Raw genomic sequence first — 17,710 nt, forward strand, 5'->3', positions numbered from 1 at the left:
GTCTAGAATCGCTCAAAGCGCTCCACATCCACCACGAAACAGACGGCGCCGCCCACCAGAACCTTTACGGGGCTCGGCATAAAAGTACCGACTGGTGCGGCGTCTGGTGGGAGGACGTTGACAAACTGCTCTCGCGTTTTACAACTGTCGCTGATGACGTCCACCAGGCGGTTCACTTCATCCGGCTGCACTCCGATGAGCAGCGTAACATTGCCTTCCCGGAGAAAGCCGCCGGTGCTGCCGATTTTTGTAAACTTGAACCCATTGCGGAGCAGCGCCTCGGTAATCTTGTTCTTGTCGCGGTCGTGGACCACTGTAATTACCAGCTTCATTGGATGACTCCTTCCGTGATGCGTGCTGTACTGCCGCGTATGGTGGCAATGGCCGCACCCGCGCGCTCATAGATCGACTCTTGCAGCTGTTCCGATGGCAGCGAGCCATCGAAAACTGCAAAGCGGTCGGGCTCGGCCCGGGCCATCACAGCGTACCCATCGCGAACACGCTGGTGAAACGCGAGCGGCTCGCGCTCCATGCGATTGGCCTGCTGCTGTCGCGCCATACCGACCTTTGGGTCGAGGTCGATCAGCACCGTCAGATGCGGCATAAGGCCTCCGGTAGCAAAGCGATTGATCGTTGCGATGGTGTCAAGATCGAGGCCGCGACCGTATCCCTGGTAGGCCACGGTGGAGTCGGCGTAGCGGTCGCATATCAGGACCCCTCCGGCCTCCAGAAACGGTCTCAACTGAATTGCGACGTGCTGGGCCCGTGCTGCCAGAAACAGAAGGAGCTCGGCCGGCGCGGTAACATCGGTTGCCAGGACTAATGCGCGGACCGCCTCCGACACGGAATCGCCACCTGGTTCACGCGTAGCCAGAACGTGCTCCCCGTCGCGCTGCAACGCCGCGCACAGCCGTGCAGCCTGGGTTGTTTTGCCCGAACCGTCAACGCCTTCGAGGCTGATAAAGACGCCGGGTATCGAGCTTTGCATGGTTGTGAAGCCGTGGTGGAGCGGAGAGGCCGCTGCTAGATCGTTGTAGCGCGCTCTATACCAGCGGCTTTCGGCAAGTCGGGATCACGCGGCATGATCCGGACGTACCGCCTGGGCTCTACACCGATACTCTCAGAATGGAGCTGGTGACGGTCGGCAAGCTGGTGCTGCAGGCGCCGGATATAGCTGTTCGCAGGGGCCAACTCGACAGGCGTTCCATTGGCAATCACGAAGTCGATGGCGTCGCTTGTATCTTGAAGCGCGTCATCCACCTCTTCGCCGGCAGTCTCAGATGGCGGCCCCATCTTGAAGACATCGCGCACTCCGGAGGCCACCTGTGCAAAGGTGTTGCTCTTGATGATGTAGATCGGCACCCGGCGGTTGGCCGCTTCGCGCATGCGCTCCGGTTGTTTTCTCACGCTCTCCTTCAACGCCAGCACGGCATTCGCCTCCGATAGTTCACGCACAATCTGGCCGCGCACTCGGAGCTCGGCGATGGCACGCTCCAACCTGTTGCGGCTTACGCCGTAGGGAAAGATGCGCATTGCCGTGCCTGGAGGAGCTTCATATCGCAGAGGCTCCGGCGGACGGCGCTCGAGCCTGACCACCGGCCGGCCGGGCGCGTCCGACAAGAGGAATGGATTCACCGGCTCACCGGGCGGATCGCGGGGCAGGATGACATCGGCGGTTTGAATCACCTTGATATCGCCGGTCTCGGAGCGGACACGAATCTCGGGCTGTGGCATTCCGCCACGCAAAAGCCGATCGACCGTGCCCTCAACGTTGTGGTGGATGGCCAGTTTGTCCATCGCCATAATCTCTATAACGATGTCAAATGTCGGCGGCGCCTTCCGCTCCAGTACGGTCTTCTGCGTGCCCCGGCGACGTGCCTCGTCGTCCGATAGTGTGACGGCATGGATTCCGCCAACCAGATCGGAGAGCGTGGGGTTCATCATCAGGTTTTCGAGGCTGTTGCCATGCGCCGTCCCAATCAGTTGTACACCGCGCTCCGCAATCGTCCGGGCCGCAAACGCCTCGGCTTCCGTACCTATTTCGTCTATAACAATCACTTCGGGCATGTGGTTTTCCACCGCCTCAATCATCACGCTGTGCTGCTCTTCGGGAGTCGCCACCTGCATCCGGCGGGCGCGACCAATGCCGGGATGCGGTATATCGCCATCGCCTGCAATTTCGTTGCTTGTATCGACAATTACAACACGCTTCCGGAAGTCATCGGAAAGGACACGGGCCGTTTCACGGAGTTTCGTGGTTTTACCACGCCCCGGGCGTCCCAGGATCAGGATGCTGTGCCCGCTCTGCACCACATCCTGAATGATCCGGATGGTGCCGTACACCGCGCGCCCGATTCGACAGGTAAGGCCCACAATGCGGCCCTGCCGGTTACGGATTGCCGAGATGCGATGCAGCGTTCGGGCGATGCCGGCGCGATTGTCTTTGCCGAATGAGCCGACCCGGTCAACCACATAGGCGATCTGTTCGTCGGTGACCGGCTCCGTGCTCAGCTCAAACATCTCATCGGCAAACCGCGCCTCGGCGTGACGCCCGAGATCCATCACGATCTCGAGCAGGCTGCCCGTATCCGGGTGACCAACAATGGGTGCGCGAATCTCGTCCGGAAGCACGGCGAGAAGCTGATCCAGGTTATCGGTAATCAACTGCTCGTCGCCGAACTGCACCTCGTCCCGCCCGGCTATTAGCCTGCTGTTTGGCTGATGTGGAATCATGTTAGGGTGGCAACCGCCGGCTGCGCAGCACCATCTGCGGTTCAGCCGGCATGCATATTATATACGTTCGGGGCGGTGGCTGGGATTCCGCCGTATCCAACCACACCACCTGTGAACCCGTTTGCCCTTTTCGGCAACGAAAGAGGTCACGCAAGTCTCTATGCAATTCTGAATCACTTCAGTTCTCGATTTACCATAATCGAAGGCCCCTGCCGCCTGGCAGGGGCCATTTTTATGCCGCTCGCTCGCTCCCGCCACATGCCGGCCGGACTTTCCGGAAATTCGTCCGCCCCGCGAGTACACTGGAGGCTGGTCCCGATTTGGAGTGAGCGCGCAGAAACCAGGGGCATAGATGCGACGATTGATTGGAACAGCGGCATCCACGCTGGTACTCGCGACCATACCCATGGCTTGTGGGGCGTGGGGCGATGCCGGTCACATGATGATCGCGGCAATCGCGTGGTCTCGTATGAACGCTGTCGCTCGCGCTGAAGCCGCGCACCTGCTTGCGGCGCCGGGCTATGCCGGCAACGCTAACCTCAACTTCCTGGATGCATCGTACTGGGCCGACCAGGTCCGCCGCCAGCCGGGTTTCCATTGGTCGGCGCCACTACATTTCGTGGACTATCCGTTCAGCGGCGACGGCTCTCCAACGCCCAGGGACCTTCCGGCGCCGCACAATATCGTAACGGCGCTGCCGCCACTGGTCGCCATCCTATCCAGCCACACGACGAGCGACGCGGAGAAGGCCGAGGCGCTGCGTTTCGTGATCCACTTTGTGGGCGATATCCACCAGCCTCTGCACTGTGCCACGCGCGTAACCGCTGCGCATCCGGAAGGCGACCGTGGTGGTAACGACTTCTGGGTTGCGATTCCGGGTTACCGCGGCCGCGTTCGGCACATCCGGCTGCATGCCTGGTGGGATGAGGGGCTTGGTGATTTCCCGCCCAATGGTTCTCATGGCGCAGCGCCGGCGGCCTCTACGATACAGTCCGCAGCCGCTGCAATCGTCCGTCAGTTTCCCCCGGCTGCCGGTGGCTGGGCCGCGGGTGGCCCGTACAACTACTCCGCGTGGGCACACGAGAGCTTCGATATTGCGCGGACCGAGGTGTATGCGGGCCTGGTCGAAGAGGCGCCTGTTCCGGCTGGATATGCGCCGGCCAGTATTGCGATAGCGCGGCGTCGAATTGCCTGGGCCGGTTACCGGCTTGCGGCCCTGCTCAATGCAATATGGCCATCCCATGGGACTGCACGATCGAAAACGCAAAGCCCGGCGCACCGGAAAGCCGGTCGCCGAGCTTGAAAGAAGCGGGAAACGAGGTTCGAACTCGCGACTTCCTCCTTGGCAAGGAGGCGCTCTACCGCTGAGCTATTCCCGCACGATCCGCCAACCGCTGAAATGTGGGCAAGAGGGGATTTGAACCCCTACGCCTTTCAGCACTGGTACCTAAAACCAGCGTGTCTACCATTTCACCACTCGCCCGTGGCCGGCAAACAGGCGCCGGGTTCCTATTTAACCCGATAGCGCAAAACGAGTCAAGCGGCACTCCGGCTGGTGGCTCTTACTATGGCTACTCGTCCATTTTGTGAAAGAGATTCGCAACGATCCAGCCGAGCAGCGCAACGGCGCCGGCCCAATTGAGCGCGAGTGAGAAGAGGGAGAAGTGACCGCCTGTGGCTACGAACGGCATCATCTGCCACGTCCACGCCGGCGCGGTGCTGCCGGCTGAGATTCCGATTCCGCACGCAATGCGTGCCACAAGCGCCACCACAAAACAGCCAAACACGCTGGGATTGGAATCCCAGCGCGCCATGCAGACGACGCAATATGCGGCAAGCGACACCAATGGGCCGAAGACCAGCGTGAGAAGGACCAACCATACCCAGTCGGAGGCATCTTCATCCTGCCATGGCCCTACGCCCATCACGGGCAGCAGTACGCCGCCCAGGAACGTGCAGCCAAAGAGGGTTATCGCAAACATCTGGGCCGTTGGCGCCGTCCGGGTCAGGAACCCGGCAACCAGCACGATGAGCAGCAGGACCACCGCGTAGCGGAAGACGGCCACCATGTACGGTGTTTCTGCCGGAGCTTCCACGGCCGGCTCCGCCATGGGCCCGCCTTGCCGCACCACCGGCGCGGATGGCGGCATCCGTGGCGGGGCATCTGTAGGTCGGCCGGAGTCGGCATCGTACACGGTGCCGGAAACCGGGTCCACCACATGGCCAACGTAGTACTTTGACTTGGTGGGCGTAAACGTTCCTATCGGCGGTACATTCAGGTCCGCAGCCGCGTTAACCGCGGTTTCGGCTGACTCGGAAGTACCGTCCAGCAGCGGCGCCGCAGTGAGCGCTGCGGGCAGTGCGGCGCGATTGCTGGCCGGCGCGGCACCCCCCGAAGGCTGAACGCGAGAGGGCTGCTGGACCGGCGCCGCAGGGGCTGAATGCCGGGGCGCCGGCGCCGGCCGCCGCAGCGGAATCGGCCCGGGAACGGCCGGCGCCGGCGTGCGCGCACCGGGAGTCGGACCGCGGGCTCCGGACGGGCCGGGAGTTCGCTTCAACCCGATGACGTTGTAGCGGGTTTCACCCGGCGCAGGCGCCGGCAGCACGGCATGCGGCGCCTTCGTGGGACTGGTCGTCGGCTCAGGCGCAGGGATTTCGTGCTGCTGGTCGGCGATTTCCGGGCTCGGCACGTCGGGTTCGGCAATAGCCGCCACGCTCGGTCTGGTATGCGTCGGTTCAGCTGCGGTTACTGTGGTTAGAGAGCGATGGCACCAGCTGCACTGGTCTGCAGTCGAGCTGTCCATGCCGCACCACTTACACAGCATCGATGCACTCCGGGCCAAAGGTTTGTTCAGGCGACACGGTGTCGCGCTTCCGCCACTGACAAGGTATTGACGCATTAACCACGGCAGCTGTTCCTGCCGCGGGTCGAGGGCCGCGGAAAAGAAACTGTGCCATAATCCGCCACATTGAGCATTGCATCACTACCTTGAGAACCCGTTCCATCACCCGCTATCGCCGGCAAAGCCGGGTGCAGCGCCAGGCCTCCGAGCGCCTGGCCGCTTCGCTGTCACACGACCAGCGCCGCATTATCGAACTGGCCGCCGCAGATTACGCGCCGGGAGAGATCGCAAGAGAACTGGCCCTGGAGACGGAGTTCGTCTCCAGCTTTATGACGAGTCTCTCTCAACGTTTAACACAGCAGGGCCTGATACCTTCGTCCGAATCCCGGCATCTGCTCCATTGGGCCACTTCGATGCGTCTAATAAATTAGCGGCGTCGGGCCCCTGGCTTAACACCTGGCTCCGCGCTATCACCTGTTCCCCCCGGGGAGAGTGATACCTTGCAACCGCAAGTTCTACGGATTGCGCCGTCCTCCGGCACACAGGCATATGGGTCCAATTCGCCCGCGTATCCGGTTAGTCGTCTGGCGCCTACATTACCGCTCTTGACAGCAGCGGAGGAGATGGCGCTGGCTGCCCGCATTGAGCAGGGTGATGACCGTGCTCGCGAACGGCTCATCGCCTCCAACTACCGGCTTGTGGCTTCCATCGCGCTGCGGTATCAGAATCGCGGGTTGCCGATGGAAGACCTGATGCAGGAGGGCTTGATCGGTCTGATGCGGGCCGCGGAAAAGTACAACCGCGCGCGGGGCTACCGTTTCAGCACCTACGCCACGCACTGGGTTCGGCAGGCAATATCCCGCGCGGTCGTCAACGCGGGGAGATCGGTTCGGCTGCCGTCGTACGTTATCGATCAGCTCGCTCGAATCGGCAAGGTACGTGAAGCGCTGGAGCGGAGCCTGGGTCGCGAGGCCGCTACCAACGAACTAGCCTCGGCCTGTGGCATGCCGGCGGATTCGCTGCAATCCCTTCTTCAGGCCGTCCGCGAACCCGTTTCGCTGGACGCACCGCCGCCGGCACGAGACTCACAGCGTCTTGCCGACCAGATCGCCGACAACGACGGTCCCAGCCCGCTGCAGGTGGCCATGAAAACCGAGGAGCTCGTAGCGCTGAAGAACGCCCTCTCCCGTCTCTCGGAACGCGAGCAGCAGGTGCTTCGGCTTCGGTACGGGCTGGGCGGCGAAGAGCCGCACACGTTGGAGACGATCGGCAAAAAGCTGGAGATGACCCGCGAGAGCGCCCGGCAGATCGAACTGAAGGCGCTTGCCGCACTGCGCCACCACCCCGATCATCGTGCCTTGCGCGAGGCGGTTCTGGGCCGCTAGCCGGGTCGCGGAGGAAGTGGGATTCCGGGCGGGGAACCTGAGTTCACCCGCCCATGATCCCAGCGCTTCTCACCATCGCGGCGATAGCAGCAGCCCGGCAGCCCGTCGTGCCTGTACCGCTGCAGGCAAAAACGCTGACGCTGTTTACAGCGCCATCGGGCAGCGACGCCAATAGCGGGCGCTACGCATCGGGTCACGGCGCTGACGGCCCGGTAGCCACTCTCCAGACCGCGTGGCGGCTGTCGCAGAGATCGGCAGGCCGCGCGGTGCGAATCCTCATGTCGGGCGGTGTGTACCGATCAACGGCGCCAACGATACTGGCAACCCGGCCTGGCGCGCTGTCACCTTCCGCAGTCACGATCGAACCCCTCGCTCATGCGCATGTGGTGCTCTCGGGCGGCGTAACGCTCGATCGCTGGCGCAGGCTCACCGATCCGCGCGTTTTGGAAGCATTGCCGGAATCCGCACGGTCGCACGTGCTGGAATGCAACCTCGCCGCATGTGGCGTTACCCAGACCGGCGATCTTGGCGCAACCGGCTTTGGCCGGCCGATTGTGCCGAGGCAGGCGGAGCTGTTTTACAACCAGCGGCCGATGGCGCTGGCGCGCTGGCCGGCTGTTGGCTGGGCCGACGTTACCGGGGCGCCGGGAGGTACCACAGGCGCCACGTTTCAGTATAAGGGTGATGAGCCGGGCAGATGGCAGGCCGGAGAGGACATCTGGGTGCACGGGTTCTGGACATGGAACTGGGCCGACAGTTACGAGCAGGTGACCAAAATCGATGGCTTGAGCCATACCATTACCACGGCTCAGCCGTACGGCGTATATGGCTACAGTGCGGGCCACCGGTTTTATGCGGTGAACGTGCTGGAGGAGCTCAAGGCTGCGGGTGAATATGTACTCGATCCGGCCAGAGACCGCATCTACTTTTGGCCGCCCGAGGCCCTACGCCGGGGCTCGTGCGTACTTTCCGTGCAGACTGCCCCGGTACTTCAGCTGCAAAAAACCCGCAACACCACGCTCCGCGGATTGACGATTGCGTACGGTCGCGGCGCCGGCGTGACGATCACCGGCGGCCGCGATAACCGCATGGTTGCGTGCCGGATCTGTAATATGGGAACTGTAGGAGTGGAAATCGCCCGCGGCCATCGGAATAGCCTGAGCAGCTGCGTTGTCTGTGACACGGGCGACGGCGCCGTACAGCTATCCGGCGGTGATCGCCGAACGCTGAATGCGGCCGACAACACGGTGACGGAGTGTGATTTGACGCGCTTCAATCGTTGGGACTACACCTACCGGCCGGGCGTGCTGCTGGCCGGCGTTGGGAACGTGGTATCGCACAACCATATTCACGATGCGCCACACACGGCAATCCTGCTCTCTGGAAACAACCACACCATCAGCTACAACGAGATTGACCACGTGTGCCAGCAGACGTCGGATGCCGGCGCGTTTTACATGGGCCGCGACGCCACGATGCGCGGCAACGTTGTAGAGTTCAACTTCTTTCACGATATTCAGCCGAGGGTGAGTCCAAACGGGCAGTTCGGCGACGTCATGTCGGTCTACCTCGACGACTGCTCGTGTGGCGTCACGGTGGTAGGCAATCTGTTCGTGCGGGCCGGGCGTGGCGTGCTGATTGGTGGTGGTCGCGACAATGTGGTGCAGAACAACATTTTCGTAGATTGCAATCCTGCCATCAGCGTGGACGCGCGCGGGCAGGGATGGGCGTCATTCTGGTTTAACGGTAAGGACCCGACCATCATGAACGGCCTGGCCGCGGTTCCCTGGCAGCGTCCGCCCTGGAGTGTGGAGTATCCGCAGCTGACGCGATACCTGGCCGACGATCCGGCTGCTCCATTGGGTAATCAGATACGTACCAACGTGTGCGTCGGCGGCAGCTGGCTGCAGCTGCAGGACGGCATTACACATGCGTCGGTCGGCGATGCCCAGAACGTGGTCGGGAGCGTGGGGATGTTTGTGGATGTCGCCCACGGCAACTACCGGCTTACGCCCGGCGCCGAGCCGCTGCAATTGGGGTTTCAGCAGCTGCCGGTGGACGAAATGGGAAGAACCGAACAGGCGCCAACCCCGCATGGAGCAAGACCTTGAACCCAACGGCGATACCGGACCTGCTGGCGGACTTTCATCGAGACGGCTTTCTCGTCCTGCCGGGCCTTCTGCCGCCGGATCAGGCGGGTGAACTGCGTGAAGGCGTACGGCGGGCGTTCGAAGTTCCGTGCGATGTGGAAGCGGCGTACGGCGCCGACCTCTGCAAGATATGGCGACCGCGTATGTTTGAGCATGGCGCTCCATTCGAGGCGCTGGTAGATAACCCGGCGGTCATCGATCTGGTTGAAGCTATCCTGGGTTCCGACTGCCACCTGATCGCCAACAGCGCGCTTCGCACCGGGCCCGGCGACGGTATCTCCACTTGGCACGCGGATGAGGAAGTTCGGTTCCCGCGGCCCGAGGGCGTGCCGCTGGATGATCGGATTCCGATTCCGTGCATGGTGCTGAACTTCAACTACTACCTGTGTGATGTGGATGAAGAGCTCGGCCCAACACAACTGGTACCGGGGAGCCACCGGAGCGGACGCCAGCCTACGTCCGCCGACTTTGGCGCCGACGGCATGCCGGCCTACAACGGCCGGAGCGCGGTCAGCGCCATAGGCTCTGCTGGAACAGCCGTGATGTGGAACGACCAGACCTGGCACCGCGGCGCTACCAACCGCAGCGCAAACCGCATTCGGTGGGTTCAGCAAGCCCCATATGGCCGGCGGTGCATCTCGCAGCGCTACTATCCGTTCATCAACTACCGGTTACCGCCGGAGATTCTGGAGCGTGCGAATCCCCGCAGGAAGCGACTGCTGGGGCTGCACGGCGCCGGAGCATACGGTTAGAACGATCGACCGGAAACTGGAGACCTGAACCATGCCAGAGAGCGACCGGGAACAGACCCCGGGGCCGATGATCGACGTTCCGAAGCCGCTGAGCGCCAGCGAGGTATGCGCCTTTGTGGAGCAAGGCTTCGTCACGGTGCCGAACCTGGTCACGGCGGAAGAAGTCGACGAGATGCGCGCCGACACAATCCGCCTGGCGCGCGGCGAATATCCGTGCAAGGAGATCCCTCCAGCGCCGCCGGGCAGCACCGACGCCGATGTACTCTCGACCGTCCTCTGCATCCATCAGCCGCACTTCGTAAGCCCGGTTATGGAGAAGTATGTGCGGCACCCGGCTGTGTGCGGCGTACTTTCTCAGGTTACGGCGGCGCACCTGCCCTGGTGGGACGGCAGCGTAAAGTGCATGCAGTCGATGCTGTTCGTCAAGCCGCCTCAATTCCAGGGCCAGGCGTGGCACCAGGACGAAATCTACATTCCCACGCGAGACAGATCCCTGATCGGTGCGTGGATTGCGCTGGACGATGCCACTGTGGAAAACGGCTGCCTCTGGGTGATACCCGGCTCGAACAAGACCGGATATCTCTACCCGCAGCACAACCACGGCCAACCGGACGAGTTCGATACGGGCCAACAGAGTTACGGATTCGATACCAGCAACGAGACACCGGTTGAGGTAAAGGCCGGAACCGTGGTCTTTTTTAACGGCTACCTGTTACACCGATCGGCGCGCAACCGAAGCTCCATCTACCGGCGCGTGCTGGTCAACCACTACTGCAACGCCTGGTCACTGCTGCCGTGGAGCATTGCCGAGGGCGAAAGCGTTGCATCCGCAGACCGGCGGTGCGTGGTGCCTGTGGCCGGCTCGGATCCCTATGCCTGGAAGGGGTACGTTCCTGCCCCCGATTCGGTGTGGCTTCGCACGTGCAAAACCCGCGATGAGCTGGTAGCGGGCTCGGGCAGCTGAATGGCTGATCCCGCGGGAGAGGTTTGTCGTCGCCGCCGCGCGGCGCGCACGTTTGCAGCGCTGGGCGGCATCCTGCTGCTGGCAGGGCAGCACGCGACCGCAGCGGCTCAGTCGCCGGCTGCGCTTCAGGGAGGCCGCCTGAACGCAACGGCCGACCTCACTTATTGGCAGGTAACCAGCTATGGCGCGGCGCCGATAATCGCGATTGGATCCCGTCAGGGGCCGGCGCTGCAAATCCACTCAGGCGCGCCATCCGATACCGCGGTCGCACAGGAGCTGCACCTTCAGCCGCATGCGTTCTATCGCATCGAGGCCGGTATCGCCACCGATGACCTGGACGCGCATGGCGCGCCGATCTGCGGGGCCGTTGAGGTGCAGCGCCACAACGGCACGGGCGTTCTTGCGGCATCAGCCAATCGCTACGGAACTTCGCCGTGGCGGACCGTATCGGTTTTCTTTCGCGTTCCTTCAGACGGCATCGCGCGCATCTGCCTCTTCTTCACAGGCTTTGCGGCGGGCGGCGGCGGAACCGGAACCGCGTGGTTCAGGAGTGTGAGGATCAGAAAGGTGGACCCCAGTATGGCGCCACTCAAGATCACTTCGGAGCTACTCAAGAATGCCCGAATCAGCCGATTTCAATATGGGCAGTTCGTGGAGTACCTCTGCACGCTGATACCGGCGATGTGGGCGGAGAAGCTGTACGATGGCAGCTTTGAAGGCCTGGGCCCGCCGGATGGCGCCGATCCGTACAACTTTGAGTTTATTCGCCAGACCGACTACAAGGAAAAGCCGTGGTACCCCTGCGGCGAGGTGAACCGCGGCGAATACAGCCACGACTCCACCACGCGGGTAAGCGGAGCGGTATCGCAGCGAATCGCGATCACCGGAAACACACCGGCCACGGCAGGAATTGCCCAGGATGGTGTCGCCGTGAACCGGCGCATACCATGCAAGTTCCATATCTGGCTGCGCGCGGATGGCGTCTCTGGGCCGGTGATGGTGCGCCTCCATAGGGGACCACGACTGCTTGCGGAGTGCCATTTTACGCCCACTACGAAGTGGGCGCGGTATGCCGCAACTTTAAGCGCAGCTGCTACGACCAACGACGCAACCCTCTCGATTGAGTTTCGTGGTCCGGGAACTCTGTGGCTGGATAGCGCGTCGCTGACGCCCACGGACGCGATTCTCGGCTGGCGGCGTGATGTAGTGAAGGCCGTGCGCGCGTTGAAGCCACGGATCATCCGATTTGGTGGCAGCGCCCTCGACGACCCTGCCCGCGGGAAGTTCAACTGGAAGGCAACCATCGGCGATCCCGACAAGCGAGCGCCATTCCGCGCCTGGGGCGGGCTGCAGCCTGCCGGCGCCGGGCTAGAGGAGATCGTTCAGTTTTGCGGCCTCGTCGGCGCCAAGGTACTGATGTGCGTGCGCACCACGAACAATACTCCGGAGAATGCTGCCGAGGAAGTGCAGTACTTCAACGGCGCGGTAACTACCCCGATGGGCGCACTGCGTGCCAGGAATGGTCATCCAGAGCCATACGGGATAACCTGGTGGCAGGTTGGGAACGAGCGCGCAAGCAAGGAGTATGAGACCGAACTGCCGGAGTTCTGCCGTGCCATGTTGGCAGCCGACCCCAACATCCGCCTCATGTCATCGTATCCCACGCCCGGAGTTCTCGAGGGGGCCGGACAATACCTCTCATGCGTCTGTCCCCATCACTACAACATCGGCGACATGATCGGCACACGCGAGGGCCTGGAGAGCGTCCGCGAGCTGATCCAAAAACATGGCAGCGGGCGGAACATTCATGTTGGCGTTACCGAGTGGAACACGACCGGTGGAGACGAAGGCGTTCATCGTGCCAGGCTCTGGACGCTGGAGAATGCGCTTGCCTGCTCGCGATACCAGAACCTCCTGCAGCGCAACTCCGATCTCGTTGTGATTGCAAACCGGTCTAACCTGATCAACAGCTTCTGCAGCGGAATAGTTCAGACGAATAACCACGCGCTGTGGGTTACGCCGACCTACTATGCGCAGCAGCTCTACTCCACAATGGCCGGAGACTATCCCCTGAAGATCGACTCCGAGACCGGCGTGGAACTGGACCCGGACATCAGCGCAACGATATCGGCGGATCGAAAGACCGTTACCGTGTTTGCCGTCAACGAATCGGGCCGGGGCGTGGCGCGGCCGCTGGATTTCAGCGCGTTCGGGCATCCGGGCACCGTGCAGGTAACCACGCTAGCCGACTCTCGGGCCGCCGGTGAGCCGGACGCGTTCAATAGCTTCGATCACCCAACCCGAGTAGGATTGACCCACGCCGAGCTGCACGTTCAATCGGCCAAATTCGACTATACGTTTCCGCCATGGTCGCTCACCGTGTTGAGGCTGAAAATGCCATAGGGCGCCATGCTTCCTTCACGCGCCGCTGACCGCACGCGTCGCCTGAAGGAGTTCAAATGGCCAGGCGTGAAGTGTATGGGGGTTGGCGACCGGTGTTGCAAAAACCGCCTGCCATCCTGAGATTGACCGGAGGATGACACGGCATGGGTTCAGCAGTCAATGCATCCGTAGGGAACCGTTTGCGCGGCAGTTTGCCACGAATTGGCGTCCGCCCCGTGATAGATGGCCGGTACGGTGGCGTACGCGAGTCGCTGGAAGAGCCGGTGCTTCAGCTGGCGCGGAGCGTTGCCGGAATGCTGCAAAGCAATCTCCGCCACGCGTGCGGCATGCCGGTGGAAACGATAATGCCGCCGTTTTGCATCGGTGGCGTTGCCGAAGCCGCGGCGTGTGAGGAGCTGTTTCTGCGCGAGGGCGCCGGGCTGAGTATCAGCGTGACGCCATCGTGGTGCTACGGCAGCGAAACCATCGATATGAATCCCCACCGGCCCAAGGCCATCTGGGGCTTTAACGGCACCGAGCGGCCCGGCGCCGTCTACCTGGCCGCGGCCCTGGCCGGGCACACGCAAAAAGGCATGCCGGCGTTCGGTATCTATGGGCGAGACGTCCAGGATATGGGTGACCCGGCGATACCGGCCGATGTGCAGGCGAAGATTCTGCAGTTTGCGCGTGCCGGCCTTGCCGTTGCCACCATGCGAGGCGCCTCGTATCTCAGCATGGGCGGCATTTCAATGGGTATCGCGGGAACCATCGTCGATCACAGCTTTTTTGAAGAGTTTCTCGGCATGCGGTGCGAAGCCGTGGATATGACGGAGTTTATCCGGAGGATCGATCTGAGCATCTTCGACCTGGAGGAGCTTGAACGAGCTCTTGCGTGGACGCGCAGCCACTGCACCGAAGGCGACGACCCGAATCCGCCGGAACGGCAGCGCTCCCGGCAGCAGAAGGATGATGACTGGGTATTCTCGGTCAAAATGGCACTCATTGCGCGGGACCTGATGGTGGGCAATCGGCGCCTGGCGGATCTTGGATTTCTGGAGGAGTCTCGAGGTCATAACGCGATCGCCGCAGGCTTTCAGGGCCAACGGCAGTGGACGGATCACTGGCCAAACGGCGACTTTCTCGAAGCGATCCTCACCTCCTCATTCGATTGGAACGGAAGCCGCCAGCCCTACATGGTCGCCACGGAAAACGATTCGCTCAACGCGGTCTCCATGCTGTTCGGCAACCTTCTCACCGGCACGGCGCAGCTGTTTGCCGACGTGCGCACCTACTGGAGCCCGGAGGCGGTTCTACGCGTTACCGGGCACACGCTGCAGGGCCGCGCGGAAGGCGGCGTCATTCATCTCATAAACTCCGGGCCGGCGGCGCTCGATTGGACGGCCGAGCAGACGACCGACGGACGACCGGCGATCAAGCCATTCTGGGAGGCCGGCCGGGAGGATGCGGAACGCTGCCTGCAGAAGACGCGCTGGTGTCCCGGCATCCTCGAGTACTTCCGCGGCAGCGGCTACTCCACCGATTTCCTTACGCGCGGTGGAATGCCGGTGACCATGTGTCGCATCAATATCGCCAAAGGTTTGGGCCCGGCGCTCAACATTGCCGAAGGTTGGACCGTGGAGCTGCCACCGGAGGTTCACGATGTGCTGGATCGCCGGACCAATCCGACCTGGCCCACGACGTGGTTTGTTCCCAACCTGAACGGTCAGGGCCCGTTCCGCGATGTCTACTCGGTGATGAATGCCTGGGGCGCCAACCACGGCGCCATCTCGGTGGGGCACATTGGCGGTGACCTGGCGGCTCTGGCCTCGATGCTTCGCATCCCCGTGGCGTTTCACAACCTGGAGAGCGACCGGATATTCCGGCCGGCTTCATGGACGCTATTCGGAGGCCTGGAGCTTCAAAACGCGGATTACCGCGCCTGCAAGGAGTACGGTCCGCTGTACCGCTGATCTCGGGTTGACGTGGCCGACACCATTTTCACCGAACGACGGGATCAAGGAGCCTCAACGCTATGCTGCATCCGGAGCCAACACAGGGCGATACGAAGTGGTTTGTGCACGACCGATTTGGCATGTTCATCCATTGGGGCACCTATTCGGCCGCCGCACGCCATGAGTGGGTCCGCAACCACGAAAAAACGCCGATGGAGCAGTATCAGAAGTACTTTGACCACTTCTCACCCGACCTGTACGAGCCGCGAGAGTGGGCCAGAACGGCACGCGAGGCCGGCATGAAGTACTTTGTGATCACCACCAAGCACCACGAGGGCTTTTGCCTGTGGGATACGCGTTACACAGCGTACAAGGCGCCCAACACACCCATTGGTCGCGACCTGCTGACGCCGATGGTGGACGCCTTTCGCGCGGAAGGGCTGCGCGTAGGGTTCTACTACTCGCTCATCGATTGGCACCACCCGGAGTTTCCGATCGACGGCATCCATCCGCTTCGCGATCATCCGGATGCCATCGAGATGAACAAGACGCGCGACGTGACGAAGTATGCCGAGTACATGCGCAATCAGGTGACCGAGCTGCTGACCCAGTTCGGCCAGGTCGATATCCTCTGGTTCGATTTCTCTTATCCCGGCAGCGAATACCGCGGCATGAAGGGCAAGGGCCACGATGATTGGGAGAGCGAGGAGCTGCTGGCGCTTGTGAGGAAGCTGCAGCCGGGCATCATCGTGGACAACCGGCTGGATCTACCCAACGCGATGGCCGACATCCACACTCCGGAACAGTGGCAGCCACACAAATGGGTGCATGTAGACGGCAAACCCGTGGTATGGGAGGCATGCCAGACGTTCAGTGGGTCCTGGGGCTACTATCGCGACGAACAGACGTGGAAGTCACCGGAGCAGCTGGTGCAGATGCTGATCAACAGCGTTTCCCTGGGCGGAAACCTGCTCATGAATGTGGGCCCCACCGCTCGCGGCACATTCGACTATCGCGCTGTGGCTGCCCTGGGCGCGTACCGCGACTGGATGCGGCTGCATCGGCGGTCCATTGAGGGCTGCACACAGTCGGAATTCACCGCGCCGTCCGACTGCCGCTATACGCAAAACGGCAGCCGCCTTTACGTGCATATTTACGCGTGGCCATTCCGGCATCTGCACCTTCCCGGGCTCGCGAACCGGGTGGATTATGCGCAGCTGCTGAACGATGGGAGCGAGGTTCAGTTCCGGAACTCATCGGGCGACGAGAACGGCCACGGCGGCAAGGAGGCCACGCACCTCACGCTGGAGCTTCCGGTACAGCGGCCGGGCGTCACGGTACCTGTGATCGAGCTGTTTCTGAAAGAGCCGGCCGGTTAACCCAGATCGATTATCTCCACATTCGCGCGAGGAACCGTAACTTCTCGCCCATCTGCAAGTTTGGCGCGAAGCACGCGCACCATCGTCTCGGACTCAACCATCACCAGCTCCTGGGGAAGGTCCGACACGTCGCCGAGGAGGCCAAAATACGGTTCACGGATGATGCGAATCGGCGTGCCGATGCGGAGTTCGCCTCCTTCATTCGCATTTTCCTGGGCCAGCTCGACGCTGGAATCCTCGAGTGAGACCAGCACCTCCGGCCGTATAACGCCTGCGCGGATCTGCGTAGCGCCGTTGATCGATGCCCGCTTCCCTTCCAGCGACCGCAGCAGCGAGAAAGTCCGGTTGGCCATCGGGATCCGGCCGAACCCTTCCGTTACCAGCATGGTGAATGGTATGGCCTCGGTACCGGTAATGGCAACGCCGATGTCGTAGCCGGGCGTTTTGAGTGCGGCGGCCAGGTAGTCCATCAGATCACGATCGATCACTCCGCCGGCAACAATGCCCACGGCGCCGACCTCGGCGGCTTTGTCAAATGCCGCGCGCTCTATGGTGGATCCGCCCACGATAATCCGGCCGGCATGGGCCGCCGTGATCCGGTCGGCAGTAAGGGGTTCGTCCGGGCCGCCGGTCACCACCGAGATGTCGCCCTGCCGCTCACCCCCCACACCAAAAATGCCCTGGATCTGCGCGCCGATGCAGCTGACTACGGCGCCTTCCCGCGGCAGCACTTCGGTGATGACGCCATGGATGTAGGCATCGCGTTCCACCGGCTTGGGCGCTTCGCGGATTCCAACATGACCCGATTTGCTGGAGATCATCTCCACCACGCCGGCGGCAGGCGATTTGAACGCGCTTCGGAAGTAGCGTCCGAACACGCCTTTCGTTTCGGCCAGCACGTCACCTACCTGTACCGTATCGCCTTCCGCGATACGCAGCGCACCCATCAGGTCGGTAGGCTCGATGCCCAGCCGCTCGGCCACCTTCACCGTCTGCATCAAGCCCGGTATTTCGGTACGGGCGACCACGGTATCGGGCGCAACAATGTCGCCCACCTTCACCATAACGTCGCCCTTGAGTGGAAGGCGTCGCAGCTTGTGAATTGTGGTCCGCGAACTGACTTTCAACCCGGGTGTGTAGGCACTTCCCACGTGTTTCTCCTCAGGATGG

General features: G+C 62.3%; 13 protein-coding genes and 2 tRNA genes. 8 read left to right on the forward strand and 7 right to left on the reverse strand.

Going from position 1 to position 17,710, the window contains the following annotated elements; all coding sequences use genetic code 11:
- Nucleotides 1–2: 2 nt before the first annotated feature.
- Genes KGJ62_00295 through KGJ62_00305 form a run of 3 tightly spaced genes read right to left on the reverse strand, consistent with a single transcriptional unit; the run spans nucleotide 3 to nucleotide 2,733 of the window.
- Nucleotides 3–332, reverse strand: coding sequence for a cyclic-di-AMP receptor (locus tag KGJ62_00295; protein MDE2125014.1), 330 nt, complete (start codon nucleotides 330–332; stop codon nucleotides 3–5).
- Entirely contained in the window at nucleotides 329–988 is a 660-nt protein-coding gene (locus KGJ62_00300) for a dTMP kinase (protein ID MDE2125015.1), read from the reverse strand. The genes KGJ62_00295 and KGJ62_00300 overlap by 4 nt, the downstream gene beginning before the upstream one ends.
- 35 nt (nucleotides 989–1,023) lie before the next feature.
- On the reverse strand, nucleotides 1,024–2,733 hold the full coding sequence (locus KGJ62_00305; protein MDE2125016.1) for an AAA family ATPase: 1,710 nt from the start codon (nucleotides 2,731–2,733) through the stop codon (nucleotides 1,024–1,026).
- A 352-nt stretch (nucleotides 2,734–3,085) separates the two neighbouring features.
- On the opposite strand from KGJ62_00305, the gene KGJ62_00310 reads away from it, so the two are divergent.
- Complete coding sequence (locus tag KGJ62_00310) at nucleotides 3,086–4,036, forward strand: S1/P1 nuclease (GenBank protein ID MDE2125017.1); 951 nt, start codon at nucleotides 3,086–3,088, stop codon at nucleotides 4,034–4,036.
- A 4-nt stretch (nucleotides 4,037–4,040) separates the two neighbouring features.
- Here KGJ62_00310 and KGJ62_00315 read toward each other — a convergent pair.
- The 3 genes from KGJ62_00315 to KGJ62_00325 form a co-directional block, all read right to left on the reverse strand.
- A tRNA-Gly gene (locus tag KGJ62_00315) sits at nucleotides 4,041–4,112 on the reverse strand.
- A 23-nt stretch (nucleotides 4,113–4,135) separates the two neighbouring features.
- Nucleotides 4,136–4,216 (reverse strand) — tRNA-Leu (locus KGJ62_00320).
- Between the two features lie 88 nt (nucleotides 4,217–4,304).
- Nucleotides 4,305–5,447, reverse strand: a complete 1,143-nt coding sequence (locus KGJ62_00325) for a hypothetical protein (GenBank protein MDE2125018.1) — start codon at nucleotides 5,445–5,447, stop codon at nucleotides 4,305–4,307.
- Nucleotides 5,448–6,076: 629 nt separating this feature from the next.
- Here KGJ62_00325 and KGJ62_00330 point away from each other — a divergent pair.
- From KGJ62_00330 to KGJ62_00360, 7 genes are all read left to right on the forward strand, one after another.
- Nucleotides 6,077–6,961, forward strand: a complete 885-nt coding sequence (locus tag KGJ62_00330; GenBank protein ID MDE2125019.1) for a sigma-70 family RNA polymerase sigma factor — start codon at nucleotides 6,077–6,079, stop codon at nucleotides 6,959–6,961.
- Between the two features lie 53 nt (nucleotides 6,962–7,014).
- On the forward strand, nucleotides 7,015–9,072 hold the full coding sequence (locus tag KGJ62_00335) for a right-handed parallel beta-helix repeat-containing protein (protein MDE2125020.1): 2,058 nt from the start codon (nucleotides 7,015–7,017) through the stop codon (nucleotides 9,070–9,072).
- On the forward strand, nucleotides 9,069–9,863 hold the full coding sequence (locus KGJ62_00340; protein ID MDE2125021.1) for a phytanoyl-CoA dioxygenase family protein: 795 nt from the start codon (nucleotides 9,069–9,071) through the stop codon (nucleotides 9,861–9,863). Before KGJ62_00335 ends, KGJ62_00340 begins: the two co-directional genes overlap by 4 nt.
- A 67-nt stretch (nucleotides 9,864–9,930) precedes the next feature.
- Nucleotides 9,931–10,827 carry a phytanoyl-CoA dioxygenase family protein gene (locus KGJ62_00345; protein ID MDE2125022.1) on the forward strand — a complete coding sequence of 299 codons (897 nt, stop codon included), beginning with the start codon at nucleotides 9,931–9,933 and terminating at the stop codon, nucleotides 10,825–10,827.
- Nucleotides 10,828–13,230 (forward strand): hypothetical protein, encoded by a 2,403-nt coding sequence (locus KGJ62_00350; protein ID MDE2125023.1) that lies wholly within the window; start codon nucleotides 10,828–10,830, stop codon nucleotides 13,228–13,230.
- Nucleotides 13,231–13,373: 143 nt separating this feature from the next.
- Nucleotides 13,374–15,179, forward strand: a complete 1,806-nt coding sequence (locus KGJ62_00355; GenBank protein ID MDE2125024.1) for an L-fucose isomerase — start codon at nucleotides 13,374–13,376, stop codon at nucleotides 15,177–15,179.
- A gap of 62 nt (nucleotides 15,180–15,241) precedes the next feature.
- Nucleotides 15,242–16,540 carry an alpha-L-fucosidase gene (locus tag KGJ62_00360; GenBank protein MDE2125025.1) on the forward strand — a complete coding sequence of 433 codons (1,299 nt, stop codon included), beginning with the start codon at nucleotides 15,242–15,244 and terminating at the stop codon, nucleotides 16,538–16,540.
- On the opposite strand, the gene KGJ62_00365 is transcribed toward KGJ62_00360, so the two are convergent.
- The gene (locus KGJ62_00365; GenBank protein MDE2125026.1) at nucleotides 16,537–17,691 is read right to left on the reverse strand and encodes a hypothetical protein; all 1,155 of its coding nucleotides are present in this window, start codon (nucleotides 17,689–17,691) and stop codon (nucleotides 16,537–16,539) included. The two genes, KGJ62_00360 and KGJ62_00365, sit on opposite strands and share 4 nt — an antisense overlap.
- Nucleotides 17,692–17,710: the final 19 nt, after the last annotated feature.

It is taken from the genome of Armatimonadota bacterium (assembly GCA_028871815.1).
GTDB lineage: Bacteria > Armatimonadota > Chthonomonadetes > Chthonomonadales > Chthonomonadaceae > REEB205.